The organism is Streptomyces griseorubiginosus (assembly GCF_001514195.1).
Classification (GTDB): domain Bacteria; phylum Actinomycetota; class Actinomycetes; order Streptomycetales; family Streptomycetaceae; genus Streptomyces; species Streptomyces griseorubiginosus.
This window is the reverse complement of sequence record NZ_KQ948736.1, coordinates 678,324-705,252: the sequence shown is the minus strand read 5'-3', so window position 1 is coordinate 705,252 and position 26,929 is coordinate 678,324. Positions and strand designations below refer to the sequence as shown.

Genomic DNA, 26,929 nt, shown 5'->3' with positions numbered 1-26,929 from the left:
AAGGTGCCGTCGATGCTCGATGCGGTCGTGGTGGGTGCGGGGCCGAACGGACTGACGGCCGCCGTGGAGCTGGCCCGGCGCGGCTTCTCCGTGGCCGTGTTCGAGGCCCGCGACACCGTGGGCGGAGGCGCCCGCACCGAGGAGCTGACCCTCCCCGGTTTCCGGCACGACCCCTGTTCCGCTGCCCATCCCCTCGGCATCAACTCCCCGGCGTTCCGCGCACTGCCCCTGGAGCGCTACGGACTGGAGTGGCTGCACGCGGAGCTGCCCATGGCGCACCCCTTCACCGACGGCACCGCCGCCGTCCTGTCGAGGTCGGTCGCCGAGACGGCCGCCTCCTTCGGGCCGCGAGACGCGGGGACCTACCGACGGCTCGTCGAGCCGTTCCTGCCCAAGTGGGACACCCTCGTCCAGGACTTCATGTCCCTGCCCCTGACCGCGCTGCCCCGCGACCCGGTCACCCTGGCCCGCTTCGGCCTCACCGGGCTGCCCCCGTCGACCCTGCTGATGCGCCGCTTCCGCGACGAGCGGGCCAAGACCCTGTTCGCCGGGCTGGTCGCGCATGTCATGGCCCCGCTCAGCGGATTCGCCACCGGGGCCATCGGACTGGTCTTCGCGCTCGCGGCCCACGCCCGCGGCTGGCCCGTCGCCCGAGGCGGCTCCCAGTCCATCTCCGACGCGCTCGCGGCCTATCTCAAGGACCTCGGCGGCAGCGTGCACACGGATTACGAGGTCAAGCGGCTGGACGACCTGCCGCCGGCGCGCGCCTACGTCTTCGACACCTCACCCACCGCGCTGGCCCGCATCGCCGGTTTCGGCACCTACTACCAGGGCTACCGCTACGGCCCGGGCGTCTTCAAGGTCGACTACGCCCTCGACGGCCCGGTGCCGTGGACCGCGAAGGAGGCGCGCAGCGCCGGCACCGTGCAGATCGGCGCCGACAGCGCGGAGATCGGCAGGGCGCTGCGGGCCGCCTCCCGGGAGGGCCGGGCCCCCGACAGGCCGTTCATGATCACCGTGCAGCCGAGTGTCGTGGACCCGGGCCGGGCCCCCGCCGGAAAGCACGTGTTCTGGGCCTACGGCCATGTCCCGAGCGGCTGGACCGGCGACCTCACCGACGCCCTGGAGCGCCAACTGGAGCGTTTCGCACCGGGGTTCCGCGACCGGGTCCTCGCCCGCGCCACCGCGGGACCGCCCGAACTGGCCGCCCGCAACGCCAACTACGTCGGCGGCGACATCGGCTCCGGCGCGGTCACCGGCCTCCAGATCATGCTGCGCCCCAAGCTCTCCCTCTCCCCCTACGGCACCCCCCACCCGGCCGTCTTCATCTGCTCGTCGGCGACCCCACCGGGGCCCGGTGTGCACGGCATGTCGGGCCACAACGCCGCGAAGGCCGTGTGGCGACGGCTCCGCCAGGAGACCTGAAACGCACCGGACCGACCCCGGCGCGCTCGAAACCGGGCTGAGCGACGCTCACCGTGCTGGAAGAGTGGGTGCATGACCACACTCCGACTCGTCCAGGGCGACATCACCCGGGAGAGCGCCGACGCGATCGTCAACGCCGCGAACTCCTCCCTCCTCGGCGGCGGAGGCGTCGACGGCGCCATCCACCGGCGCGGCGGCCCCGCGATCCTGGCGGACTGCCGCAGGCTGCGCGCCGGGCACTACGGCAAGGGCCTCCCCACCGGCCGGGCCGTCGCCACCACGGCGGGCGACCTGGACGCGCGCTGGGTGATCCACACCGTCGGACCCCGGTACAGCCACGAGGAGGACCGCTCGGCGCTGCTGGCCTCCTGCTACCGGGAGTCCCTGCGCGTCGCCGACGAGCTCGGCGCCCGGACGGTCGCCTTCCCCGCCGTCTCCGCAGGCATCTACGGCTGGCCGATGGACGACGCCGCCCGGATCGCGGTGGAGACGGTGCGGGAGTCCGGGACCGCGGTCGAGGAGGTCCGGTTCGTGCTGTTCGACGAGAAGGCGTACGACGCGTTCGCCCGGCAGCTCGACTGACCCCGGAGTCCCGTGACGGTGACCCCCGGGTCCCCTGACGGCGGAACGTCCCCGGAGGGCGCGAAGCAGGCTCGCATCCCGGTAAAACACCAGGTCAGAGTTGTTCGAGGGGGTTTCCCACGGTCGCGCGCAGGTCACCTGACCGGTTGCGCACCACGCGGGCGCTTCCCACGGTGGGGCCAACGAAGTCATTTCGAAAGGAACGTGCATGCGCCCCCTCGTCTCCCGCGGCCTTCTCCTGCCGCCCCTGGTCTGTGCCGCGCTGATCCTGGGCCCGGTCGGCACCGCGGCCGCCGTCACCGACGCGGGCCGCGCAGCGTCGGACCCCGGGGTGTCGCAGCCGGCCACGCCCTCCGACACCGCCACCGTGGTGAAGCGCCTCGACGCACTGGACCGTGCCGAGCACGGCACCGTTCTCGCACCGCTCCTGGACGCGGTCGCCGACGTCACCGCGCTGGACGCCACCACCCTCGACGCGGACAGTGCGGCCGCCCACGCCAAGGCCGTGGCGGCCGCGAACGCGCGGGTCCAGCAGGAGCTGCGGCGGCTGACCGCCACCGACAGGTCCGCGGTCGCCACGGACCGGTCCGCGGTCGCCGCCGACCCGGTCTCCGACCTCCTGGCCTCGCTCCAGTCCACGATCGACGACCTCCTCGGCTCGCTCACCTCGCTGGACCTGGGCGGCGTCCTGAGTGCGGTCACCGGACTCCTCGGCGACGTGCTCGGGGCCGTGACCGGCCTCCTCGGCGGCGGCCTGCCCTCACTGCCCGCCCTCCCGGAGGCGCCCGCCCTGCCGGAGCTGCCGGCCACCTGACCCACCGGCACCGCACCGCACCACGGCACCCCCGCGTGAACACACGCGGGGGTGCCGCCTGTCGTCATGTCCCCAGGACCTCACAGAATCCTGCACAGTCATTGCCAAGTCATTGCCTGGCAGGCCTTCGGGATCTAGGTTGAGTCGCATCCTGTGCCTCAAAGTCACCATTAGCGCACAGGAATTGACGCTCCCTCAGTACGTACACCGCACTGTCGTCCCGAGGAAGGTTCCGCTCATGCCCCACCCGTACCAGCCCGCCCCCATCAGCCGCAGGCGTCTGCTGGAGGGAGGGGCGGCCGTCCTGGGCGCCCTCGCCCTCTCCTCCGGGCCCCTGGCCGGCCGCGGCCACGCGGCGGACGGTTCCCCGGAGTGGAACGGTGCCATCGACCTCTTCCGGGTGGGCACCGAGCCTCCGCACTCCACCCTGATGCCGTACGCCACCGTCGGCCAGGCGCTCGCCGCCGACCGCACCCGCTCGCCGTACCGGCTCAGCCTCGACGGCAGGTGGAAGTTCGCCTACGCCGACCGGCCCGCCGACCGCGACACCGACTTCCACCGCACCGACGTGGACGACAGGGACTGGGACACCATCCCCGTCCCTTCGGCATGGCAGGTGCATGGCTACGACTTCCCGATCTACATCAACATCACCTACCCCTGGTGGGGCCCCAACGGCCTCGGCGAGGAGGCCCAGCCGCCCGCCGCACCCACCCGCTACAACCCCGTCGGCCAGTACCGGCGCACCTTCACCGTGCCGAAGGACTGGTCGGGGCGGCGGACCTTCCTGCACTTCGAGGGCGTCAAGTCGGCGCACTACGTGTGGATCAACGGCGAACTCGTCGGCTACAGCGAGGACTCCTACACAGCCGCCGAGTACGACATCACCCCGCACCTGAAGCCCGGCACCAACCAGATAGCCGTCGAGGTCTACCGCTACTCCGACGGCGACTGGCTGGAGGACCAGGACATGATCCGGCTGAGCGGCATCTTCCGCTCGGTCTACCTGTACTCCACCCCGCCCGTGCACCTGCGGGACTTCAAGCTGGACACCCCGCTCGGCGACGACTACACCTCGGCGCAGCTCTCTGTCACCGCGAGCGTGCGCGACTACGGCGGCGGCGACGCGGGCCGCTACACGGTCGAGACGCAGCTCTACGACAGCGGCGGTCACGCCGTCTGGTCCCGGCCGCTCCAGCAGGCCGTGACCCTCGACGCCGGCGCCGAGACGACCGTACAGGCGTCGAAAGAGGTGCCCTCGCCGAAGCTGTGGTCGGCCGAGCATCCGAACCTGTACACCGCCGTCCTGCGCCTGCGCGATCCTGCGGGCAAGGTGATCGAGACGCTCTCGCACCGGGTCGGACTGCGGGAGTTCGCGCTCAGGGACGGGCTCATGCGCATCAACGGCAAGCCCGTCTCCTTCCGCGGCACCAACCGCCACGAGATGCACCCCGACCGCGGCACCGCGCTCACCCGCGCGGACCTCGTGAAGGACATCACGATCATCAAGCGGCTGAACATCAACTCGGTGCGCACCTCGCACTACCCCAACAACCCGCAGTGGCTCGAACTCGCCGACGAGTACGGCCTCTACCTCGTCGACGAGACCAACCTGGAGACCCACGGCATCCGCGGCGAGTACCCCGGAAACCACCCCGACTGGAGCAGGGCCTGTGTGGCCCGCGCCCAGAACATGGTCCACCGCGACAAGAACCACGCCTCGGTGGTCATCTGGTCACTGGGCAACGAGGCCGGCGGCGGCAGCACCTTCGTGAACATGCGCGACTGGATCAAGTCGTACGACCCCACCCGCGTCGTCCAGTACGAGGGCGACGACCGGCCCACCATCAGCGAAATCCGCTCGGAGATGTACGACAGTCCCGCACGGGTCGAGCAGCACGCCAGGAACACCGCCGACACCCGGCCGTACGTGATGATCGAGTACTGCCACGCCATGGGGAACTCCAACGGCAACTTCAAGAAGTACTGGGACATCATCCGCCGCTATCCCGTCCTCCAGGGCGGCTGGATCTGGGACTTCGTCGACCAGTCCCTCACCGAGCCCGTCCCGGTGCGCCAGTTGCTCACCGAGAACGGTCCGGGTGCGCTGACGGGTGAAGTCCTGCCCGCGAGCGCCCGGTTCGACCGGGAGAAGGGGGTCTCCGGGGCCACCGTCTTCGCCCGCGACCCCCGCCTCGACCTCACCGGCTCACTGACCCTGGAGGCCTGGATCACCCCGAAGGTGACGGGCTATCACCAGCCCATCATTGCCAAGGGCGACACCCAGTACTCGCTCAAACAGTCCGACAGGACACTGGAGTTCTTCATCTACGGCGGCGGCCAGTGGATCACCGCCACCTGGGCGCTCCCGGACGACTGGACGGGCCGGGAGCACCACGTCGCCGGAGTCTTCGACGCTACCGCGGGCACCCTGAGCCTCCATGTCGACGGCCAGGTCAGGGCCACCCGGACCACCACCCAGAAACCCGGCCGCAACACCGCCCCGCTCGCGCTCGCCGTCGATGTCGACAACCCCACCAGGGAGTTCAGCGGCACGATCAGGAAGGCGCGCGTCTACGCCCGTGCCCTGAGCGCCGCCGAACTGGCCTCCGAGAGCCGGCGACCCGGCGACGAGGGCGTGCGGTTCTGGTTCGACGCGGCCACCGTGGGGCTCACGGAGAAGCGGGCCCCCCAGAAGACCTTCTTCGCGTTCGGCGGCGACTGGGGCGACAACCCCAACGACGGTGCCTTCGTCGCGGACGGCATCGTCACCGCCGACCGCGGTCACACCGGGAAGGCCGCCGAGGTCAAACGGATCTATCAGGCGATCCAGGCGAGTTGGTCCCCGGGCGGAACGGCGGTGACCCTCACCAACGAGAACCTCTTCACCAACCTCCGTGAATACGAAGGCAGTTGGACGCTCTCCGCCGATGGCGACGTCGTCCAGCGCGGCAAGCTCACCCGAGAGCAGCTCGACGTGGCCCCGCTGTCGAGCAAGGACATCACCGTCCCGTACCAGCTCCCGAGCGCCCCTGCGCCCGGCACCGAGTACTTCCTCCGGCTCTCCTTCACCACCAGGGAGTCCACCCCCTGGGCCCGGTCCGGCTTCGAGGTCGCAGCACAACAGCTCGCCGTGGACGCGGGAAGCCCGGCGGTGACTCCGGTGCCGCTCGCGAAGGTGCCGGTGCTGACGTACAAGGACACCTCCGCCCAAGTGGCCGTCAGCGGCAAGGACTTCTCCGTCGTCGTCGACAAGGGCAGCGGGACCATCACGTCGTACCGGGCCCGCGGCACCCGGCTCCTCACCTCCGGTCCCGTGCCCAACTTCTGGCGGGCGCCCACCGACAACGACCACGGCAACGGGCAGCACGTCCGCAACCAGACCTGGCGCGACGCCGGGGCCCACCGCACGGTGACCGGCGTCGGCGTGCGGGCGGTGGGGGAGCGGGCCGTCGAGATCAAGGTGAGCGGCACCCTGCCGACGACCACCGAGTCGACGTACACCACGACCTACACGGTCTTCGGCAACGGCGAGATCAAGGTGGACAACACCCTGCACTCGGGGGCGAGTTCACTGCCGTACATCCCGGAGGTCGGCACGATCCTGTTCCTGCCGCGCGGGCTCGACCGGCTGCACTGGTTCGGACGCGGCCCCGAGGAGAACCACTGGGACCGCAACGACGGTACGGACGTGGGCCTTTGGTCCGGAACCGTGGCCGAGCAGTGGACGCCCTACATCCGCCCGCAGGAGAACGGCAACAAGACCGACGTCCGCTGGGCCGCCCTGACCGGTCGCGACGGAGTGGGACTACTGGTCTCCGGTGAGCCGCTGCTGGAGGTCAACGCCTCGCACTTCACCCCCGAGGACCTGTCCAACGGGGTGCGCCACGACTACCAGCTCACCCCGCGCGACGCCGTGGTCCTCAGGGTGAACCACCGGCAGATGGGGGTCGGCGGTGACAACAGCTGGGGCGCGCACACCCACGACGAGTACAAGCTGTTCGCCGACCGGGACTACGCGTACACCTACCGGCTGCGGCCGCTGACGAATGTGAGCCACGCCACGGCAACCTCGCGGCGGCCGACGGCAACCAACTGACGCGACAGGAAGCACGCGGCGTGCGAGGAGTGAGGCGTCCCGTTCAGGGGCGCCTCACTCTGTTTCCGCCTCACTCCGTGTCCGCCTCACTCCGTGTCCGCCTCGGTCGGGTCGCTGAGCCCCAGCCTCAGATGCTCCACGTGGTAGACGGCCTGGTCGAGCAGTTCGGCGACATGGTGGTCGTGCAGCGCGTACACCACCGACCGGCCCTGGCGCTCGCCCACGACAAGACCCAGGTTGCGCAGCAGCCGCAGCTGGTGCGAGCACGCCGACTGCTCCATGCCCACCTCGGCGGCCAACTCCGTGGCGGGCAGCGGCCCTTCGCGCAGCCTCGCGAGGATCAGCAGCCGGGACGGCGTGGAAAGGGCCTGGAGCGTGGTGGCCACCTTGGCGACATTGGCCGCGTCCAGGCGCACGCGCTCTTCGTCGGTGGTGGTGACGGCTCCATGACCCATGGGCGGTATCTTACCCATCGCACATGAACAGATGAATGAGTCTTCATGTGTTCCTGTATGGTGCTGGGGTGTCCACGACTCTCACCCCCGTCCGTGTCCCCCCGACCGCGCAGCAGGCGCCCCGGCGCCGCACCCGCGTCCTCGCCCTGGCCGAGGCCCGCTGGGCGCTGGCCTCGACCGTCGCGTTCCTGCTCGGCCTCGCGCTGGACCTGAGCGGCATGCCGTGGTGGGCGTACGGCCCGCTCTACGCCGTCGCCTATGCGACCGGTGGCTGGGAACCGGCCCTGGAGGGGCTCAAGGCGCTGCGCGAGCGGACCCTGGACGTCGATCTGCTGATGATCGTCGCGGCACTGGGCGCCGCCGCGATCGGACAGGTCCTGGACGGCGCCCTGCTGATCGTCATCTTCGCCACGTCGGGCGCCCTGGAAGCCCTGGCCACCGCCCGTACGGCCGACTCGGTGCGCGGCCTGCTCGACCTCGCGCCCACCATGGCGACCCGGGTGACACACGACGGCGAGGAGACGGTCCCCACAGCCGAACTCGCCGTGGGGGACGTCCTGGTGGTCCGACCCGGCGAGCGCATCGGCGCCGACGGCGTGGTGGTGGACGGGGCGAGCGAGGCCGACCAGGCCACCATCACCGGCGAGCCCCTGCCGGTCGCCAAGGGCCCCGGCGACGAGGTCTTCGCCGGCACCCTCAACGGCACCGGAGCGCTGCGCGTCCGCGTCGGACGCGACCCGGCCGACTCCGTCATCGCCCGCATCGTGACGCTCGTGGAGGAGGCCTCCCGCACCAAGGCGCCCACCCAGCTGTTCATCGAGAAGGTCGAGCAGCGGTACGCGGTGGGCATCGTGGCCGCCACCCTCGCCGTGTTCGGGGTGCCCCTGCTGTTCGGCGCCGACCTCACGGACGCGCTGCTCCGCGCGATGACCTTCATGATCGTCGCCTCGCCGTGCGCGGTCGTCCTCGCGACCATGCCGCCCCTCCTCTCCGCCATCGCCAACGCCGGCCGGCACGGCGTCCTGGTGAAGTCCGCGGTCGCGATGGAGCGCCTGGGCGAGGTGGACGCCGTCGCCCTCGACAAGACGGGCACGCTGACCGAGGGGGCGCCGGAGGTGACCGCCGTACGACCGCTGCCGGGCGCCGGACTCGACGAGGACGAGCTGCTCGCCCTGGCCGCCGCGGCCGAGCACCCCAGTGAGCATCCGCTGGCCCGGGCGATCGTGGGGGCGGCGCGGGCCAGGGGCCTGCGGATCGAGAACGCGACGGACTTCGTGGCCGTGCCGGGGCGTGGGGTGACGGCGGTGGTGCACGGGCGGGTGATCGAGGTCGGCCGGGCGACTGAGGCCGGCCGGAGGATCGCGTTCGGCCGGGCGACCGAGACCGGCCGGAGGACCGAATTCTGCCGGCCGGGCCCGGAGGACATCTCCGGCCCGGCTGACGCCCTCGCGGGCGGGGACACCGTCGTCCTCGTGACCCGGGACGGTGTCCCGCTCGGGACCCTCGCCCTCGCCGACCGGCTGCGCCCCGGCGCCCCCGCCATGACCGCCGCGCTCACCGCCCTGACCGGCACCGCCCCTGCCCTGCTCACCGGGGACAACGCGCGGGCCGCCGCCCGGGTCGCCGAGGCCACCGGGCTCACCGACGTCCGCGCGGACCTGCTGCCCGAGGGCAAGGTGAAGGCCGTACGGGAGCTTCAGGACGCCGGGCGCAAGGTGCTGTTCGTCGGTGACGGCGTCAACGACGCGCCCGCGCTCGCCGCCGCCCACTCCGGCGTCGCGATGGGCAGGGCGGGCTCCGACCTGGCGCTGGAGACGGCGGACGCGGTCGTCGTGCGCGACGAGCTCGCGACCGTCGCCGCAGTTGTACGGCTGTCCCGGACCGCCCGCCGGCTGGTGGTCCAGAACCTGGTGATCGCGGGGACCTTCATCACCGGACTCGTCCTGTGGGACCTCCTCGGCCACCTCCCGCTGCCGCTCGGCGTGGCCGGGCACGAGGGCTCGACGGTGCTCGTCGGCCTGAACGGGCTGCGGCTGCTGCGGGAGTCCGCATGGCGGCCAGGAACGGCGGCCCGGGGGCCGCGGGGTTGATCTCGGGGCGTGATGTCGGGGTGAGGTTGATGTCGGATTCTCGCCAGCCCGGGCTCGGGCGGTGGCCGATGCTGGACGTATGCAGACGGGGATGTACACCGACACCGAGCGCTGTGTGCGCGCCGTGCAGTCCAAGGACGCACGGTTCGACGGCTGGTTCTTCACGGCTGTTCTGACGACCCGCATCTACTGCCGGCCGAGCTGTCCGGTCGTCCCGCCCAAGCCCGAGAACATGACGTTCCACCCGAGCGCGGCGGCCTGCCAGCAGGCGGGTTTCCGGGCCTGCAAGCGGTGCCGGCCCGACACCAGCCCGGGCTCGCCCGAGTGGAACCAGCGGGCCGACCTGGTGGCCCGCGCGATGCGGCTCATCGCCGACGGGGTCGTCGACCGCGAGGGCGTGCCGGGCCTCGCCGCCCGGCTCGGCTACAGCACCCGGCAGATCGAACGCCAGCTGCTCGCCGAACTAGGCGCGGGCCCGCTCGCCCTCGCCCGCGCCCAGCGGGCCCAGACGGCGAGGATCCTCATCGAGACCACCCCGCTCCCGATGGCGGACGTCGCCTTCGCGGCCGGCTTCTCCGCGATCCGCACCTTCAACGACACCGTGCGCGAGGTCTTCGCGCTCTCCCCGAGCGAGCTGCGCGCCCGGGTACGGGGGAGGGGGGCGACGACCGCGGCGGCGGACCCGGTGCCGCGGGGAGCCGGCCCCGGCACACCCGGGGTGCTGAACCTGCGGCTGCCGTTCCGCGCCCCCCTCAACCCCGACAACCTCTTCGGCCACCTCGCGGCCACCGCCGTCCCGGGCGTGGAGGAGTGGCGGGACGGCACCTACCGACGCACGCTGCGGCTGCCGTACGGACACGGTGTCGTGGCCCTCACCCCGCGGCCCGACCACATCGCCTGCCGGTTGCGGTTGAGCGACCTTCGGGACCTGACCGTCGCCATCAGCCGCTGCCGCCGGATGCTCGACCTGGACGCCGATCCGGTCGCGATCGACGACCAGCTGCGCACGGACCCGCTGCTGGCCCCGCTGGTGGACAAGGCGCCCGGCAGACGTGTCCCGCGCACGGTGGACGAGGCGGAGTTCGCCGTGCGGGCCGTGCTGGGGCAGCAGGTCTCCACGGCGGCGGCCCGCACCCACGCGGGCCGCCTGGTCACCGCCCACGGCGAGCCGGTGGACGACCCGGAGGGCGGCCTCACCCATCTCTTCCCCACACCTGAGGCCTTGGCCGCGCTGGACCCGGCCTCCCTGGCGATGCCCAATACTCGCCGGACCACCTTCACCACCCTGGTGCAGCAACTGGCGGACGGAACACTTCAGTTGGGAGTCGAGTCCGATTGGTCGGACACCCGGGCCCGGCTGCTCGCGCTGCCCGGCTTCGGCCCCTGGACGGTCGACGTCATCGCCATGCGCGCCCTCGGCGACCCGGACGCCTTCCTCCCGACCGACCTCGGAATCCGCCGTGCCGCCCAGGAGTTGGGCCTGCCCTCCACCCCGGCCGCGCTGACGGCCCGCGCCGCGGCCTGGCGGCCCTGGCGGGCGTACGCGGTCCAATACCTGTGGGCGACCGACAGCCACCCGATCAACTTCCTTCCCGTGTGAGGACGTTCCGTGAAGCAGCACACCGTGATCGACAGCCCCTACGGCCCGCTGACCCTGGTCGCCGACGACGGCGTCCTGTGCGGCCTCTACATGACCGACCAGCGCCACCGCCCACCGGAGGAGTCCTTCGGTGAGTCGGACGGCAGCCCCTTCGGGGAGGCCGAGGAGCAGCTGGACGCCTACTTCGCGGGCGAGTTGAAGGAGTTCACCCTCGAACTTCGGCTGCACGGAACGGCGTTCCAGACCGCCGTGTGGCGAGAACTCCGGCGCATCCCGCTCGGCGAGACCCACAGCTACGGCCAACTCGCCGACGCCCTCGGCAACCCGGGCGCCTCCCGAGCGGTCGGCCTCGCCAACGGCAAGAACCCGATCGGCATCATCGTCCCCTGCCACCGGGTCGTCGGAGCGGACGGCGGCCTCACGGGCTACGGCGGGGGGCTGGAGCGGAAGCGGCGGTTGCTGGACTTCGAGCGGGGCGCGTCGCTGTTCTGAACGGCACCGCTGAGTAGGGAGTCCGCTCGGCACTCCCTGCTCAGCGGTGTATTATGGGGATGAATGACGTGTTATGCGCGGTTCCTTCATCGACCGCCATCGGCAAACGAATCCTCCGTCCGCTCCTCACGGGGGTGGGATCATGGCGACTTCTCCGATTCGCTCCGGTCCCCAGCTCACTTTCCTTCGTCCCTCGCATTTGTACGGATCCCCGCTCCCCCTGTCCGCCGCGAGATCGGTGCTCGGGAGAGATCCCGGCTGCGACATCCGGATAGACGATCCGTATGTGAGCGGGAGACACGCGATCCTGAGCCGTTCGGGCGCGAACGTGGTCCTGGAAGACCTCGGCTCCGCCAACGGCACGGCGGTGAACGACCGTCCGCTCGCTGCCCCGCAGACCCTGCACGACGGTGATGTGCTCACCCTGGGAAGCGTGAGCATCCGTTACGAATGGCCCGAAGGTGCCGCGCGGGAGCGCGAAGCCGCACTGGGCACCGTGATGATGCCGACGGTGGGCAGCGCCCCGCGATTCGACGTGGGCGGGCAGTACGGGGCCAACATCAACAATGTGGGCGGTCACCAGTACGTCGACCAGAGGCAGGAAAGTTTTCTCCGGCAGATCGCGGCAGCCCGTACCAGAGCCCGAAGAGTCATTCTGTTCGGTTTCGTTCTGTGCTTGATCGGCTGCGCCGTCTTCGCCTACGGAATTCTGCGATTCATGGGCCGCATCGGGGAGCCGGTGTCCGACAACCCCGATGAATGGCCCGATCCGGGAGACATGTTCGGCACGGAGATCGGTGGCTTTCCCGTGTTCCTTCTCGGTTGGGTGGCTGCCGGCATCGGCTCGGTCCTGATGATGACCGGGCTGGTGATGCACATCGTCGCCGCATCGCGGCAGCGCTCGTTCGACGCGGCCGTGCGCCGCCAGTGACTCACGCGAGAGGACATCCGGTGACCTTCCACATCGGCAGCCAACAGGGCAACATCAACAACGTCGCCGGCGACCAGACCATCCACGGCGGCCAACACGGGCAGTTCGTCACGGCCACGGATCCGCGTGCCATGCTCGGGGTGCTGCGTACGGAACTCGACCGGCTCGCCCTGCCGCCCGATGTCGCGCGTCAGGTGAACACCGAAGTCGAGTCCCTCGACGCCGAACTCGCTTCCCCTGCTCCGGATCGCCCCACCATGGCCGACCGTCTGGTGCGGATCACCAGGCTGGTGACCGCCGCGGGTGCGGCCGTCACCGCCGGCGGGACTCTCGCGGGAGCCCTCACTTCCTTGGCGGCCTGGCTGGGGCCGATCGGTGACTCCGTCCTCCGCCTCATCGGGTAGTGCTCGCGGTACGGGTCGCAGGACCCGCCGCCGTGTCGGTCACGGCTCCCCGAACGCCGAGATCCTGTGCAGGAGTTCCGGCAGTGCCGTTCCGATCGGTTCTCGGATCACCTCGTCGGCGCGGTCGTCGTAGGGGGTCGGGTCCGCGTTGACGATGACGAGCCGGGCGCCGTGGTCGGCGGCGACTCCCGCGAGGTCCGCCGCAGGCTGGACCTGGAGGGTGGTTCCGACGGCCACGAAGATCTGGCAAGCCTTGCTGATCGCGGCCGCCTGGCCGAGGACGACGGGGTCCAGGCGCTCGCCGAACATCACGGTCGCCGACTTCAGGATGCCGCCGCACGTCAGACACGGCGGGTCCGGCTCACCGGCCTCGACCCTGCGGAGCGCGTCCTCCATCGGCCCGCGCGCGTGGCACTTGGTGCACACCACCTGGCGTGCGGTGCCGTGCAGTTCGAGGACCTTGCGGGCGGGCATCCCGGCGAGCTGGTGCAGCCCGTCCACGTTCTGCGTGATCACCCGTACCGGTACCCCGGACCTCTCCAGCTCGGCGACCGCCACATGCGCGGCGTTCGGCTCGGCGTCGAGGGCCCGGTTCGCGCGCCGCATCTGCCACGAGCGGCGGCGGATCTCCGGGTCGCTCATGTAGGGGGCGTACGTCACGAGCTTCTCGGCCTCGGGGTCCTTGCGCCACAGCCCGTTCGGACCGCGGTAGTCGGGGATCCCGGAATCGGTGGAGATACCGGCGCCGCTGAGGATCGCGACGAGGGGCTTGGTCATGGTGGCGAGGGTAGGGCGGCGGCTCGGCGAGGGCCAGCGGATAACGGGAGTGCGGTCGGCCCGCCGCCGCGTATAACAAGTTCGCGAGTTCCGGCTCGGTGCCGTCGGGCGTTGCACATAACGACGGGCCCGCGTCACTCACTTGCAACAAGCAAGAAATCGCGGCCCGGGTCGGTCCAGGACCCGAGCCGCGATCTGCACCTCTTGGAAAGGGCTGGCATGGGAAAGCCCGTCAACCGCCGGAAAACGAACGGGAATTCTGCGCGTTCGAAGATCACCCCTGGAGCGGTCGGAGCGACTTTCAGTTCTGTCACTGTCAGCGTGGCCAGTGCTTATGCTGCCACCGGATCAGTCGTGATCACCTGTGTGGCCGGTGGCCTGGGCCTCGCAGTGGTGATCATGCTTCTCATGATATTCGCGGCCGTTCATTAGGCCGTGGCCCCGGGGTCACCGCCACACGGTGAGGCAGAGCTGATGCTGATGTGCCAGGCGGTGGCCCCGTGCCGGATCGGGATTGCTGAGAAAAGGGTTGGAGCCGAACAGCATCCGGGCCACGAGACGTCCGGTCATCAGTCCGGAAAGACCCTCGTAAAAGGCTCTGTTCGCTGTGACACGGTGGGGCACGACATTGTCGAGGTAATAGCGCCAGGCATCCGAGTAACCGTTCGGCGGAACAGCATCGGGTCCGACCGGTTCGTTCCACAACGGTCCGACGATGCCAGGACGGCACGCGAACACCCAGCGGTATTTCTCGGGGTAGGCCCCAGCCATCGCCGGATGCTCGGCCGGTGGTCCGAGCAGGGTGACATCGCCGCGGAGCAGGTTCCACAGACGCGGCAACGCGTCCAGACCGGATTCCTGCAGCAGCGCGCCGACCCGGGTCTTGTTCCCGGTGCTGTCCTGAGTTCTGAAGTCGTACAGATGAAAGAGGCGCCCGCCGGCTCCCACCCGGGGGCGCCGGATCAGAGCGGGCCCCACTGACGTCATCCGGATTCCCGCCGTGGCGGCCAAGAGCATCGGAAGGGATGTCCACAGCAACGACAGGGAGACGATCACATCCAGGGCGCGCCGGCCTCTGCGCAGGGGCGCGGGACTGTCGGCCTCCGCGAGCTGTTCGGAGCCGTCCGCCGTCAGTGCCTCGGGCCGGAGATCTTCCGTCCGGCGCTCGCGCAGCCCTCGGAAATGGATGACCGTGAGCAGGACGGCGGGGCCGGACATGCCGAGGGCGACACTGGGGAGCAAGATGTCACACCACTGGGGCAGGAATCCCTGCCCCAGTGGTGTGAGCGCCAGGCTGAGCAGTGCGATCAGCAGGCCTGTCCCCAGTCGGAACCACCAGTGCCTTCTGCCCGTCCGGGCCGGCGGCGTCCGCGGGGGACGCGGCTCGGGCCTCCCCCCGTCCCGCTCCGCCGCCGGGGCGAGGTTCAGGAACTCCTGAAGGGCCGTGCTCCCCGACTCGTGGTCCCGGAGCACGGCTCGACGAGCCGCCTCCACCTTGATCTCCAGGAGTTTCTGATCGACCTCGGTGTCCGAGATCTCCGCCTCGATCCGCGCGTCCAGCGCATCCCGGAAATCCTGGATCCGATGTCCGACACCGCTCTCTTCCGGCCCGGGGCCCGGAGTGTGTGCGCCGATCGATGTAAGGAGATCATGAATCGTCGCGGCGATGTTGTCGTCGTTCCGGGTGCTCATCGTTCCTCCTTACTGCCGTGTCCTTCGACCGCAGCGTTGCTCTCCTGAAGAATGCGGTCGAGGTTGATTCTTGCTGACCGCAGATTGGACCGGACCGTCGCCGGGTTGTCGCCGATGAGGTCGGCTATTTCGGTCGGGCAGAATCCGTCTATGTAATAGGCCATCACCTGCCGCTGCTTGTAGCCGAGTTTGCCCAGGAGGGCGAGGACCGACTGTTCCTCGTCCCTCGACGGCGATTCGGGAGAGGCGAGTTCTTCGCTGACACCCCAACCTCCCTTGATCGCCCGGGTGGGTGCGTCGAGGTCCCGGACCGCGGAGCGCAGGAAGTGCCGCTCGGCGGCGGTGCGGACCCAGGCTCGCGGGTGTTCGATCTCGGTCCACTTTTCGAGCGCCTTGAGCATTGCGGTCTGCGCCGAGTCCTCCGCTTCCTCCTGCGAGGCGCCGATCCATCGAAGAAACCCGACCAGTTTCCGGTATTCCTGCCGGAAGAAGCTGTCGAAGTCGTCGCCACTCGGTTCCTGTCGACGCCCCACCGTGCATCCCTCCTCAATGGTCATGCACACCTGATGCAAAGGAGTGACATGACCAAGAGGCATCGTGTGATGCGGATGGCGGCGTTCGACCGCAAGTCCCTTAAACCGTGAGTCAGTTCGGGTTCTGGTGCGCTGGTGATCGGTTCGGAGGCGACATCGGAACGCGGCCTGTTCGTTTTCGAACAAACGCTGGAATTCGCGATATCGCGGCAGGAGACTGGACCCTCGGGACGACGCGATGTGTGCCGTAGGCCCGACCGTGAACCTCACGGCCTCCCGACTCGGCGAACCGTCCATGGCCGGTCTCCTCCCCCCGTTCATTCCGAGCCCGGTCTCAGGCGGCCGTCGGGCGGCGCTGCCGCATGGCACCGCCGCCGGCCGCTGCCGGGTGAGGCGTCTGCCCGTTGCCTCCACACGTGAGTGGCACGGGGCGCGCCGAACGTGCAGTGGCGTCCGGACCTTTTTTGAAATACACAGCGTCCGGACGTGGATTCAGGGAGTGACGGTGATGGGTAAGCAGCGTCAGGAGGGACTCGTCGGGGCCGAGTGGCGAGGCTCGGAGGGGGCGAGGAGGAGGCCCTGAAGCGGGTTCGGCCTACCGGGTTCGGCTTACCGGCCCGGCCCCGCCATGTCAGCCGACCCGGTGCCCGTCCTCCAGTTCCACCGCTCCGGACCCTTCCGCCAGGACCTCCAGCGCGGTCAGGACCCGGCGGCCGAGGGCGCCCGGCAGATGGTCGGGGAGTTCCTCGCGCGGGACGAGGCGCCAGGACAGCAGTTCCTCCTCCTGGAGGCGGATCGCCTTGAAGTCGCTCTCGGCGAGGACTCCGCCGTCGTACAGGTAGGCGACCAGCGGCGGCCGGGCCTGCGTACCGGGCACCCAGTCCACCGCCAGCAGGCGCCCGAGGTCGCGGTCCAGGCCGATCTCCTCCGCGGTCTCCCGGCGCGCGCCCTGGCGCGGGGTCTCGCCCTGGTCCGACTCGACCGTGCCGCCGGGAAGCGCCCAGCCCTCCCGGTAGTTGGGCTCCACGAGCAGCACCCGTCCCTCGGCGTCACGGAAGAGGGCGGCGGCACCGGCGAGGACCCGGGGGAGACCGGCGATGTACGCGGCGAAGTCAGGGGTGATGGTCATTCTCGAAGGGTAACCAGCGTCAGCGGACGCCTTCACCGGCGCAGCAGGTCGTCAGGTGGCTCAAGGGCGCCTTCCCACGGCTTCGGCACGCCCCCGTCACGTCGCCTCGTCCCCCGTCCCGTCGCCTCGCCCGCCCCCCGTTCGCCTCGGTCCCCGCCCCGTCGCCTCAGTTCCGGTCCCGTCGTCTCAGCCCCCCGCCTCCACCAACCGCACCGTCCGCTCCGCCAGTTCGCTGATGTGTGCCCCGTCGAAGCCGAACACCGCGCTGCGCACCCGGTCCTCCAGCGGCTCCTTCCACTGCGCCGGAATCGCCTCCGCGCCGGTGAGCACCCCGGTCACCGAACCCGCGGTCGCTCCGTTGGAGTCGGTGTCCAGGCCGCCCCGCACCGTCAGCGTGATGGAGCGGGTGAAGTCGCCGTCGCCGTAGAGGAGACCGGCGGTCAGGACGGCCGCGTTGGGGATCGTGTGGATCCAGCCGAGCCCCGCGGTCTCCTCCGCGACCGTGGTCAGCGTGTCCTCCCAGGTCATCCTGGTGTCGTGCAGGGACGTCACCCGGCGAACCGTGCGGGCGAGGCGACTGCCCGCCGGGATCACCGCGAGCGCCTGGTCCACGGCCTGCCGCACGGTGTCCGCCGTGAACGCCGCCGCGATCAGCGCCGCCGCCCACATCGCCCCGTACACGCCGTTCCCGGTGTGCGAGAGCACCGCGTCCCGGCGGGCCAGCGAGGCGGCGCGGCACGGGGCGCCGGGGCAGGTCCAGCCGTAGATGTCGGCGCGGATCAGGGCCCCGATCCACTCCTGGCAGGGATTGTCGAACGTGGCCGTAAGCGGGGGTTTCAGCCCGTTGGCGAGGTTGCGGTAGGCGGCCCGCTCGGCGGTGAACGTCTGGAGGTACGGCAGCCTCAGCAGCCACAGGTCGCCGACCTGCTCGGTGCTGAAGTCGAAGCCGTGGGTCTCCAGGAGGTGCAGGCCCAGGATGGCGTAGTCGACGTCGTCGTCACGGCAGCTGCCGTGGATGCGGCCGCGCACGCACTCGCGCCACTCGGGCCGCAGCTCGAGCCCGTCGTTCTCACCGACCGGCTCGGGAAGGTAGTCGGTCAGGGGCAGGGCGGCGGCCTGCCGCAGATAGCGGTCGATCCGGTCCCGCGTCCACAGGTCGCCCTGCTCGACCGGTTTGCCGAGCATGTTGCCCGCGATCCGGCCCAGCCAGCCCCCGAAGACGCGGTCGGCGAGCTCTGGCTCGGTACCCACAGGGGTCATAGCTCCGGTTTACCCCATTCCGGCGAGCCGCACAGAGGGTCCGCAGTCACTTCGCATGACTTCGCAGCGGCCTCGCAGTGACTTCGCAGCGCCGTCTCAGCGCCGTGTCAGCGCCTCTCAGGGACTGGTCGGTGCATGACGCCAAGGGGGGTCTCCGGTTAAGGTCGCAGCGGCGCGACTGGCCTTGACGTGCGCGAGGCCCGGAGAGCAAGGGGAAGACGTGACACAGCGCGTGCTCATCGCCGCGGACAAGTTCAAGGGCTCGCTCACGGCCGTACAGGTCGCGGAGCGGGTGACGGCGGGGCTGCGCCGGGTCGTGCCGGACCTGGAGGTCGAGGCGCTGCCCGTCGCCGACGGCGGTGACGGCACCGTCGCCGCCGCGGTCGCGGCCGGTTTCGAGCGCCGGGAGGTGGCGGTCGCCGGGCCCCTCGGGCAGGAGATCACCGCCGCCTTCGCGGTGCGCGCGGAGACCGCCGTCGTGGAGATGGCCGAGGCCAGCGGCCTCCAGCGGCTGCCGGCCGGCGTCTTCGCGCCGCTCACGGCGTCGACGTACGGCTCCGGAGAGCTGCTGCGCGCCGCTCTGGACGCCGGCGCCCGCACCATCGTGTTCGGGGTCGGCGGCAGCGCCACCACGGACGGCGGCGCCGGCATGCTCTCGGCCCTCGGCGCGCGCTTCCTGGACGCCGACGGCGAGCCCGTCGCCCCCGGCGGCGGAGGCCTCGCCGACCTCGCCACGGCCGACCTGTCCGGCCTGGACCCGCGGCTCGCGTCCGTGGAGTTCATCCTCGCCAGCGATGTCGACAACCCGCTGACCGGCCCCACGGGCGCCCCCGCGGTCTACGGCCCGCAGAAGGGCGCCTCCCCGGACGACGTCCAGGCCCTGGACAGCGCCCTCGCCCACTACGCGAAGGTCCTGGAGGGTGCCGTCGGTGCGAAGGCCGCCGAGTACGCGGCCTCGCCGGGCGCGGGTGCGGCCGGCGGCATCGGCTACGGCGCCCTTCTCGTCGGGGCCCGGTTCCGCCCCGGCATCGACGTCATGCTCGACGTCCTCGGCTTCGCGCCCGCGCTGGAGTGGGCCGACCTGGTGATCACCGGTGAGGGCTCGCTGGACGAGCAGACCCTGCACGGCAAGGCCCCGGCGGGCGTCGCCGCGGCCGCCCGCGCCAAGGGCAAAGAGGTCGTCGCCGTGTGCGGCCGCCTCGCCCTGCCACCGGAGGCCATCGGCAGGGCGGGCATCCGCCGTGCCTACCCGCTCACCGACGCCGAACCCGACATCCAGAAGTGCATCTCCGAGGCGGGCCCGATCCTGGAGGACGTGGCGGAGCGGATCGGCCGGGACTTCCTGGTCTGAGGCCGGTCAGGGCGGTCGCCGGTGTGGACTTCCACCCACCGGGCATGCCGTCTCACCCCTTGGGACCGAGGCCCGGGGCAGGGGACCGCAACCGATGCCGGGCACGGAGCAGGCGAGGCGGCAGCAGGCGAGCCGAGCCCGGCCCGGTCAGCCCGTCGGCTGCGCTCCTCGTCCGAGATCGGCGCGTCGGCCGCCCGACAACCGGTACGCGTCCAGTGCCAGCGTCATCTCGATCAGGTCCCGTGGCCGGGCCAGCGACCGGGACGTCAGCTGCTCCAGTCGCCGTAACCGGTTGAAGACCGTGTTGCGGTGGCAGTACAGGCGGCCCGCGGCCCGCCCCGCCGAGCCCTCGCACAGCAGCCACACGTCGAGGGTCTCCAGGAGCACGGCCCGGTCGGCGGGCTCCAGCTCCAGCAGCGCCCCGAACACGTCCGACACCAGCCGGTCGGCCAGCTCCGGCTGGCTCACCACGAGCGCGGTCGGCATCCGCTGATCAAGGCGTACGACCGCGCTGTCGTCCGGCGGACACGTGCGCAACGCCAGCTCGGCGAGCCGCCGGGCCCGCCCCAGCTCGGCGAGGCCCGGCACCACCGGACTGATCCCGCCCGGCCCCGAACAGCGTCCCTCCAACGCACGCGCCACTCCGTCCAGGCCCTGACCGGGCGCGAGCGCCACGACCGCGACCTCGCTGTCGGCCCGCATCCGCCAGATGAACCGGAACCCGGCACCCCGCAGCGGCCGCTCGGCAGACTCCCGCCGCTCGGCCCGCAGCACCACCACCGCGTACGGCCCGTGCTCCGGCAGATCGAGCCCCGCCGCCGCCCGAGCGGCGAGCCCGGGCGTGGCCTGCCCCTCCAGCAGCGCGTCCAGGAGCGCCTGCAACTGCTCGTCCGTACGCCGCCGAAGCTCCGCCTCGGTCGCCCGGTACGCCTCCGAGGCCGCCTGCGCCTGCGCGTCCACCGCCGACCACACCATCGTCGTCGACCGCATCAGCGCCGCGAGCCGCTCCGGCTCCCGCCCGGACGCGCCCTCCACGAGCGCGTCCCACACCAGGTAGCCGGCGTTGCGGTAGGCGTGCACCAGAAGGTCCAGCGGCAGCCCCTGGTGCGCCCGGCGGCGGCCCGCGTCCTCGGCGTACTCCAGGTCGCGGCGCGGTGAGTCCCGCGGTGCGGAGATCGTCTCGATACCGATCCGTATCGCCTCCTCGGCCTCCCGCCACTGCTGGTCGTACGGCAGCACCTGCCCGTAGACGCGGGAGTGGTCGGTGAGTTGTCGCAGGTGCTCGTCGACGAGTTCCGGCACCCGTTCCAGCAGAGCCGTGCAGGACTCCGCGAGCAGCTTCCAGTCATGACCGGTCCGCGGCCGTCGCCCTCCCATCCCCGGAGGATGCCATCGGCACACCGCCTCGCACAGGCCCCTGACACGCGGTGTTGTGCGCACGCACAACGACGGCACCGGCCCGGTGGGCACGCGCAGCGATTCCGCCGGGGCCCGTGGACGGACGCCTCCGCCGGGTGCTGGGGTGAGCGCCACACCGAGAGCGGACAAGGGGGGAACCCATGAGCGGAGCCGGACTGGCCGTCCAGGGCCTGTCGGTCGGATACGGTCCCGTGCGCGCCCTGCGCCGGGTGTCCCTGGAGGTGCCCGAGGGGGCCGTGGTGACGGTGCTCGGCGGCAACGGCGCGGGCAAGTCCACCCTGCTCAGGGCGATCAGCCGGACCCTCTCCTTCCACGGCGGCGCGGTCACCGAGGGCACGGTGGCCCTGGACGGCCGCCGCCTCGACACCCTGGCGCCGGACCGGGTGGTCGCCGCCGGAGTCTGCCAAGTGCCGGAGGGCAGACAGGTCTTCGCCCGTATGACGGTCGCCGACAACCTCCGCGCGGGCGCCCTCGGCGGCGGCGGACCGGGGCGCGCACAGGCCCTGGACCGGGTCCACGCCCTGTTCCCCGTACTCGCCGAACGCGCGAACCAGCGCGCCGGGCTCCTGTCCGGCGGCGAACAGCAGATGCTCGCCGTCGCCCGCGCCCTGATGGCCGCGCCCCGGGTCCTGCTCCTCGACGAACCCTCCCTCGGACTCGCCCCGCTCATGGCCCGGCGGATCGCCGACACCGTCCGCGAGATCAACGCCCAGGGCACCTCGGTCCTCCTCGTCGAACAGAACGCGGCACTCGCCCTGCGCCTCGCCACGCACGCGTACGTCCTGGAGGTTGGCGAGATCACCCTGTCGGGCCCGGCCGGGGAACTCGCCGCCTCCGACGAGGTCCGCCGCCGCTACCTGGGCGTGGTCGACGAGGACGCGGCGGCGGACGCGGAGACGACCGGCGCACGGACCCTCACCCGGTGGGAGGGATGACCCGGTGGACCTCCTCGACGTACGCGAGCTGACCGTCCGCTTCGCCGGGCTCACCGCCCTCGACGCCGTCTCCTTCACCGTCCGCCCCGGCACCGTCCACGCCCTCATCGGCCCCAACGGGGCGGGAAAATCAACCTGCTTCAACGTCCTGTCCGGCGTCTACCGAGCCACTTCCGGCAGCGTCCGCTTCGGCGACCACGAACTCACCGGCATGCCCGCGCACCGCATCGCCGCGCTCGGCGTGGCCCGCATCTTCCAGAACCTCGCCCTGCCGCCCCGCGCCTCGGTCGAGGACTGTCTGCTGCTGGGGCGCCACCGGCTCACCCGAACCGGCTTCCTGGCCGCGGGACTTCGGCTGCCGTCGGCGGCCAGGGAGGAGCGACGGCACCGCGAACGCGTCCGGGAGATCGCCGAGTTCGTCGGCATCGCGGACTGTCTGGACCGCCCGGCGGGCTCGCTCCCGTACGGACAGCAGAAGCTCGCCGAACTCGCCCGCGCGCTCTGCATGGAACCCCGCCTGCTGCTCCTCGACGAGCCGGTCGCGGGCATGACCGCCGACGAACGGCGCCGGACGGCCGCGGTGATCGCGGGCGTCCGGGACGGCCTCGGCATCTCGATCGTCCTGGTGGAACACGACATGGGGGTGGTGATGCGGCTCGCGGACGCGGTGACCGTACTGGACTTCGGGCGCCGGATCGCCGACGGCGCCCCCGCCGACGTACAGAACGACCCGGCCGTCGTACAGGCCTACTTGGGGACGGCGTCATGAGCACTCTCGCCGAGATCCTGCTGAACGGCCTCTCGCTGGGGTCGGTGTACGCGCTGATCGCGCTCGGTTTCGTGGTGATCTTCCGGGCCACCGAGGTCGTCAACTTCGCGCACGCGTCCCTGCTGTTGGCGGGCGGATACGTCACCGCGACCCTCCACGACGACCTCGGCTTCTGGCCCGCGCTGCTCGTGGGGATCGCGGGTGCCGCGCTGGTGGGGGCCGCCGTGGAGTTCCTGGTGATGCGGCGGTACCGGGGCAGCGACCACAGCGTGCCGGCGATCGTCACCATCGGCGTCGACATCCTGCTCACGACCGAACTGACCCGCCGTATCGGCACCGACGTCCTGGCGCTCGGCGACCCCTGGGGCGACGCCGTCCTGAAGCTCGGGCCGATCTCCCTTGCCCACACCCGGATCGCCGCCTTCGTGGCCGCCGCGCTGCTCATCACGGCCTTCCTGCTGGCGTTCCGGTACACCTCGTGGGGCGTGGCGATGCGGGCGGCGGCGGAGAGCGCGGAGACGGCCGCGCTGATGGGCGTACGGCTCGGGCGGGTGTCGCTCGGGGCGTGGGCGGTGGCGGGCGGACTCGCCGCCGTGGCCGCCCTGTTCCTCACCGTCTTCCCGACGCCGGGTCTGGAGCGGGCGACCTCGCTGGCCGCGCTCAAGGCGTTCCCGGCCGCCATCCTCGGCGGGCTGGACTCCACGACGGGCGCGCTGGTGGGCGGGCTGCTGGTCGGGGTCACGGAGTCCCTCGCCACCGGCTACCAGAGCGATCTGACCTTCCTGGGAAGGGGGTTGGGGGATCTGGCCCCCTACCTGGTCATGGTCGCGATCCTGCTCGTACGGCCCTCGGGGCTGTTCGGCACCAAGGAGCTCGCCCGTGTCTGAGGCCCTGGTGAGACCGCTCAGGCTCCTGAGCGCACGCACGTACCTCTGGACCGCGGTGGCGGTCCTGCTGCTCGCCCTGCCCTTCTACCTGGACCGGTTCTGGCTCCAGGCGGGCCTGTTCGCGATGGCCGCGGCGATCGGCGCGATCGGCATCAACCTCCTCACCGGCGCCACCGGCCAACTCTCCATGGGCCACGCCTTCTTCCTCGCCGTCGGGGCCTACGGCTACTGCGTGTTCGCGGCCGACGGCGGTGACGGACTGGCCGGGCTCGGCCTGCCGACCTGGCTCGCGGCCGTGCTCGCCGTCCTCGTCACCGGGGTCGCCGGCGGGCTGTTCAGCCCCATCTCGGGGCGGCTCAGCGGCGCCTACCTCGGCATCGCCACGCTCGCGCTCGTCTTCATCGGCCAGCACGTGATGTTCAACGCGCACGACCTGACCGGCGGCGCCAACGGCCGGGACGTACCGCCGCTGAGCCTGTTCGGCCTGACCTTCGACGACAGCGAACTCCTCGTCGCCGCCGTGCCGTTCGGCTCGGCGGAGAAGCTCTGGTACGCGGGCCTCGTCCTGCTGGCGGCCGGCGCGCTGTTCGCCCGGGGAGTCCTGCGCGGCCGCCCGGGCCGGGCGATGAACGCCATCCGGGACCACCGCATCGCCGCCGGAGTGCTGGGCGTGCCGGTCGCCCGGCACCGGGCCGCGGTCTTCGTGCTGTCCTCGATGTACGCGGCCCTGGCGGGCGTCCTGCTCGCGCTGGTCTTCCAGCGGACGGTGCCCGACTACTTCGGCATCACGCTCTCGCTCGAGTACCTCGCGATGATCGTCATCGGCGGCCTCGGCTCGGTCTCCGGAGCGGTGGCGGGAGCCGTCTTCGTCTCGGTGCTGCCACAGCTGCTGACCCGCTGGAGCGACGCGCTGCCGCTCGTCTCCGCCCCCGGCACGGGCGGGATCGCACCGGGCGAGGCCTCCCGGTACCTCTACGGCGCCGCCGTCGTGCTGGTGGTGCTCTTCCTGCCCGGCGGCCTGGTCGGCACGGCCGTCCGGCGCCGCACCGGAAACGACACGGGAACCCACACGGAGGAACGATGAGCACGACGACGTACGTGACCAGGTCCGCGGCCGGTGCCCTCGCCGCCCTGCTGCTGGTGGCCGGGTGCAGCTCCAAGGCCAAGGATGCGGGCGGGGACGGCGACAAGGCGGGCGCGGGCGGGGTGCGGACCGGGGAGGGCGTCTCCGGGAAGACGATCACCCTCGGCGCGCTCACCGACATGACCGGCGTCTACGCGACCCTGGGCAAGAGCGTCACCCAGGCCCAGCAGCTGTACGTGAAGCAGCTCAACGCCGCCGGGGGTGTCTGCGGCTACAAGGTGGCCCTGTCGGTCCGCGACCACGGCTACGACCCGCAGAAGGCCGTCTCCGGCTACACCGAGCTGGAGCCGAAGGTGCTGGGCTTCGCGCAGTTCATCGGCTCGCCCTTCGTCGCGGCGGTCAAGCAGCGGATCGACGGCCAGGACAAGGCGCTGGTGCTGCCGCAGGCCTGGTCCTCCGCACTGCTGGGCAGCCCCTACATCCGGGTCATCGGGTCGACCTACGACATCGAGACGATCAACGCGGTCGACTTCCTCATCAAGGAGAAGGGGATCAGGAAGGGCGACCGGATCGGCCACGTCTACTTCGAGGGCGACTACGGCGAGAGTGCGCTGGCCGGCTCGAAGCACATCGCGGAGGAGGCCGGGCTGACCGTCGTCGAGCAGAAGATCAAGCCGACCGACAACGACATGACGGCCCAGGTCACCGCGCTCAAGAAGGCCGGGGTCAAGGCGGTCGTGATCAGCGCGGGGCCGCGGCAGGCGGCCTCGCTGGTGGGAGTGGCGGCGGCGAGCGGCTTCGACGTGCCGGTGATCGGCAACAACTCGGCGTTCGCGCCGCAGCTGCTCGCCACCCAGGCGGGTCCGGCGCTGACGAAGAACTACTACGTGGCCTCGCCCTCGCTCCCCATCGGCGCGGACACCCCGCAGGCACAGAAACTGGTCGCCGACTACCGGGCCGCCTACCCGAAGGACACCCTGGACAACGGCATCGTCGCCGGCTGGACCGCCGCGGCGGCCTTCGGCGAGGCCCTGAAGGAGGCCTGCGCGACCAAGGACCTCACACGGCAGGGCGTGGACAAGGCCCTCCTGTCGATCGACTCCTACGACATCGGCTTCGGTGTCATCCAGAACTTCACCGATCCCAAGGCCCCGTCCTCCCGCGAGAGCGTGATCCTCCAGCCCGACAAGAGCGTGACGGGCGGCATGAAGGTCGTACGGGAGGCGGAGGCGTCCGAGGCGGCGAAGGCGTACACACCGGGGGCCTGAGAACGTCCGAGGCGGCGAAGGCGTACACATCGGGGGGCCTGAGAACGGCCGAGGGGCTCGAACCGGAATCGGTTCGAGCCCCTCAGCCATGCACTGTCATCGCTACGGCAGCTGCGCTGCCCGAGCCTCGCGCCTGTTGTCGCGGAAGTTGTTCACCCGGCGGGCCGTGGCGAACAGGGGGATCACCGCGCCCATGACCAGCTGGAGCGCGCACCCCGTCTGGAGCAGCAGCTGGCCGCCCGGAGCGCCGAACGCCCAGGCCGCGAGGAGGCCCATGCCCAGGACGATCCAGGAGAGCATCCCGACCGCGAGGCGGCCCCGCGGCTTCGGGTACTCGACCCGGCTCACCATCAGCCACGCCGTCCCCAGGATCGCCAGGAGCGTCGCCACGAACGGCAGCTCCAGCAGGACGATCGACACCACGGTCAGCGCGCCGAACGGCGACGGCATGCCCTGGAAGGTGCCGTCCTTCACCGTCACACAGGAGAACCGCGCGAGTCTCAGCACCACCGCGAGCAGCACCACCACGGCCCCGACCGCGGCCACCTTCTGCGAAGCGTCGTCCGCCACCATGCCGTAGACGAGGACGAAGTACGCCGGCGCGAGGCCGAAGCTGATCAGGTCGGAGAGGTTGTCCAGCTCCGCGCCCATCGGCGAGGACCGCAGCTTGCGTGCCACCAGTCCGTCGAACAGGTCGAAGACCGCCGCGCACAGCATCAGGATGACGGCGGTGGCCGCGCTGTTGCGCGCCATGCCGGACTCCTGGCTGTCCGTGAGGTGCGGGATCAGGATGCCGGTGGTGGTGAAGTACACCGCCATGAAGCCGCACGTGGCGTTGCCGAGGGTGAGGGTGTCCGCTATCGAGAGGCGGAGAGAAAGAGGCATCTCCTCCTCGTCGTCGACCTCGTCGGCCTCGGGCACCCAGCCCGCCTG

General features: G+C 71.3%; 23 protein-coding genes. 15 read left to right on the top strand and 8 right to left on the bottom strand.

The features are described 5' to 3' along the window. Positions 1 to 12 precede the first annotated feature (12 nt). From AQJ54_RS15820 to AQJ54_RS15805, 4 genes are all read left to right on the top strand, one after another. Entirely contained in the window at positions 13 to 1,425 is a 1,413-nt protein-coding gene (locus AQJ54_RS15820) for a phytoene desaturase family protein (RefSeq protein ID WP_062237941.1), read from the top strand. Positions 1,426 to 1,497: 72 nt separating this feature from the next. Continuing rightward, positions 1,498 to 2,007, top strand: a complete 510-nt coding sequence (locus tag AQJ54_RS15815) for an O-acetyl-ADP-ribose deacetylase (protein WP_062237939.1) — start codon at positions 1,498 to 1,500, stop codon at positions 2,005 to 2,007. Positions 2,008 to 2,215: 208 nt separating this feature from the next. Further along, positions 2,216 to 2,821, top strand: a complete 606-nt coding sequence (locus AQJ54_RS15810; protein ID WP_062237937.1) for a hypothetical protein — start codon at positions 2,216 to 2,218, stop codon at positions 2,819 to 2,821. A gap of 238 nt (positions 2,822 to 3,059) precedes the next feature. Next, positions 3,060 to 6,920 (top strand): glycoside hydrolase family 2 TIM barrel-domain containing protein, encoded by a 3,861-nt coding sequence (locus tag AQJ54_RS15805; RefSeq protein ID WP_062237935.1) that lies wholly within the window; start codon positions 3,060 to 3,062, stop codon positions 6,918 to 6,920. 86 nt (positions 6,921 to 7,006) lie between these two features. Here the strand turns inward: AQJ54_RS15805 and AQJ54_RS15800 are convergent, their stop codons facing one another. Beyond that, positions 7,007 to 7,375 carry an ArsR/SmtB family transcription factor gene (locus AQJ54_RS15800; protein ID WP_062022788.1) on the bottom strand — a complete coding sequence of 123 codons (369 nt, stop codon included), beginning with the start codon at positions 7,373 to 7,375 and terminating at the stop codon, positions 7,007 to 7,009. Positions 7,376 to 7,410: 35 nt separating this feature from the next. On the opposite strand from AQJ54_RS15800, the gene AQJ54_RS15795 reads away from it, so the two are divergent. The 5 genes from AQJ54_RS15795 (at position 7,411) to AQJ54_RS15775 (ending at position 12,892) form a co-directional block, all read left to right on the top strand. Next, positions 7,411 to 9,465, top strand: a complete 2,055-nt coding sequence (locus AQJ54_RS15795; RefSeq protein WP_248845358.1) for a heavy metal translocating P-type ATPase — start codon at positions 7,411 to 7,413, stop codon at positions 9,463 to 9,465. 79 nt (positions 9,466 to 9,544) lie between these two features. Next, positions 9,545 to 11,065, top strand: a complete 1,521-nt coding sequence (locus AQJ54_RS15790; RefSeq protein ID WP_282959632.1) for a DNA-3-methyladenine glycosylase 2 family protein — start codon at positions 9,545 to 9,547, stop codon at positions 11,063 to 11,065. 9 nt (positions 11,066 to 11,074) lie between these two features. Then, complete coding sequence (locus AQJ54_RS15785) at positions 11,075 to 11,557, top strand: methylated-DNA--[protein]-cysteine S-methyltransferase (protein ID WP_062237932.1); 483 nt, start codon at positions 11,075 to 11,077, stop codon at positions 11,555 to 11,557. Between the two features lie 73 nt (positions 11,558 to 11,630). Next, on the top strand, positions 11,631 to 12,488 hold the full coding sequence (locus tag AQJ54_RS15780) for an FHA domain-containing protein (protein WP_079069869.1): 858 nt from the start codon (positions 11,631 to 11,633) through the stop codon (positions 12,486 to 12,488). A gap of 20 nt (positions 12,489 to 12,508) precedes the next feature. After that, complete coding sequence (locus AQJ54_RS15775; RefSeq protein WP_062237929.1) at positions 12,509 to 12,892, top strand: hypothetical protein; 384 nt, start codon at positions 12,509 to 12,511, stop codon at positions 12,890 to 12,892. A gap of 39 nt (positions 12,893 to 12,931) precedes the next feature. Here the strand turns inward: AQJ54_RS15775 and AQJ54_RS15770 are convergent, their stop codons facing one another. The 5 genes from AQJ54_RS15770 to AQJ54_RS15750 all read right to left on the bottom strand — a co-directional run bounded on the left by AQJ54_RS15770 (position 12,932) and on the right by AQJ54_RS15750 (position 18,283). Next, a complete protein-coding gene (locus AQJ54_RS15770; protein ID WP_062237927.1) occupies positions 12,932 to 13,669 on the bottom strand; it encodes an SIR2 family NAD-dependent protein deacylase in 738 nt (245 codons plus the stop codon). Positions 13,670 to 14,116: 447 nt separating this feature from the next. Beyond that, positions 14,117 to 15,361, bottom strand: a complete 1,245-nt coding sequence (locus AQJ54_RS15765) for a sugar transferase (protein WP_062237925.1) — start codon at positions 15,359 to 15,361, stop codon at positions 14,117 to 14,119. Then, positions 15,358 to 15,918 (bottom strand): RNA polymerase sigma factor, encoded by a 561-nt coding sequence (locus AQJ54_RS15760; protein WP_063806423.1) that lies wholly within the window; start codon positions 15,916 to 15,918, stop codon positions 15,358 to 15,360. Before AQJ54_RS15760 ends, AQJ54_RS15765 begins: the two co-directional genes overlap by 4 nt. A gap of 607 nt (positions 15,919 to 16,525) precedes the next feature. Then, positions 16,526 to 17,023, bottom strand: coding sequence for an NUDIX domain-containing protein (locus tag AQJ54_RS15755; RefSeq protein ID WP_062237921.1), 498 nt, complete (start codon positions 17,021 to 17,023; stop codon positions 16,526 to 16,528). A 186-nt stretch (positions 17,024 to 17,209) separates the two neighbouring features. After that, positions 17,210 to 18,283 (bottom strand): ADP-ribosylglycohydrolase family protein, encoded by a 1,074-nt coding sequence (locus tag AQJ54_RS15750; protein ID WP_062237920.1) that lies wholly within the window; start codon positions 18,281 to 18,283, stop codon positions 17,210 to 17,212. Between the two features lie 232 nt (positions 18,284 to 18,515). Between AQJ54_RS15750 and AQJ54_RS15745 the strand changes: the two genes are divergently transcribed. Next, a complete protein-coding gene (locus AQJ54_RS15745) occupies positions 18,516 to 19,634 on the top strand; it encodes a glycerate kinase (RefSeq protein WP_062021191.1) in 1,119 nt (372 codons plus the stop codon). Between the two features lie 147 nt (positions 19,635 to 19,781). Here AQJ54_RS15745 and AQJ54_RS15740 read toward each other — a convergent pair whose 3' ends face one another. Next, the gene (locus AQJ54_RS15740; protein WP_062237918.1) at positions 19,782 to 21,011 is read right to left on the bottom strand and encodes a PucR family transcriptional regulator; all 1,230 of its coding nucleotides are present in this window, start codon (positions 21,009 to 21,011) and stop codon (positions 19,782 to 19,784) included. Positions 21,012 to 21,193: 182 nt separating this feature from the next. Between AQJ54_RS15740 and AQJ54_RS15735 the strand changes: the two genes are divergently transcribed. Genes AQJ54_RS15735 through AQJ54_RS15715 form a run of 5 tightly spaced genes read left to right on the top strand, consistent with a single transcriptional unit; the run spans position 21,194 to position 25,996 of the window. Then, complete coding sequence (locus AQJ54_RS15735) at positions 21,194 to 21,988, top strand: ABC transporter ATP-binding protein (RefSeq protein WP_062237916.1); 795 nt, start codon at positions 21,194 to 21,196, stop codon at positions 21,986 to 21,988. Between the two features lie 4 nt (positions 21,989 to 21,992). Continuing rightward, positions 21,993 to 22,757, top strand: a complete 765-nt coding sequence (locus AQJ54_RS15730) for an ABC transporter ATP-binding protein (RefSeq protein WP_062237914.1) — start codon at positions 21,993 to 21,995, stop codon at positions 22,755 to 22,757. Next, entirely contained in the window at positions 22,754 to 23,644 is an 891-nt protein-coding gene (locus AQJ54_RS15725; protein ID WP_062237913.1) for a branched-chain amino acid ABC transporter permease, read from the top strand. Before AQJ54_RS15730 ends, AQJ54_RS15725 begins: the two co-directional genes overlap by 4 nt. Next, entirely contained in the window at positions 23,637 to 24,728 is a 1,092-nt protein-coding gene (locus tag AQJ54_RS15720; RefSeq protein WP_062237912.1) for a branched-chain amino acid ABC transporter permease, read from the top strand. Before AQJ54_RS15725 ends, AQJ54_RS15720 begins: the two co-directional genes overlap by 8 nt. Beyond that, the gene (locus AQJ54_RS15715; RefSeq protein WP_062237910.1) at positions 24,725 to 25,996 is read left to right on the top strand and encodes an ABC transporter substrate-binding protein; all 1,272 of its coding nucleotides are present in this window, start codon (positions 24,725 to 24,727) and stop codon (positions 25,994 to 25,996) included. The genes AQJ54_RS15720 and AQJ54_RS15715 overlap by 4 nt, the downstream gene beginning before the upstream one ends. Positions 25,997 to 26,098: 102 nt before the next feature. Here AQJ54_RS15715 and pssA read toward each other — a convergent pair whose 3' ends face one another. Then, positions 26,099 to 26,917, bottom strand: a complete 819-nt coding sequence (gene pssA, locus AQJ54_RS15710; protein WP_028808900.1) for a CDP-diacylglycerol--serine O-phosphatidyltransferase — start codon at positions 26,915 to 26,917, stop codon at positions 26,099 to 26,101. Between the last annotated feature and the right edge of the window lie 12 nt (positions 26,918 to 26,929).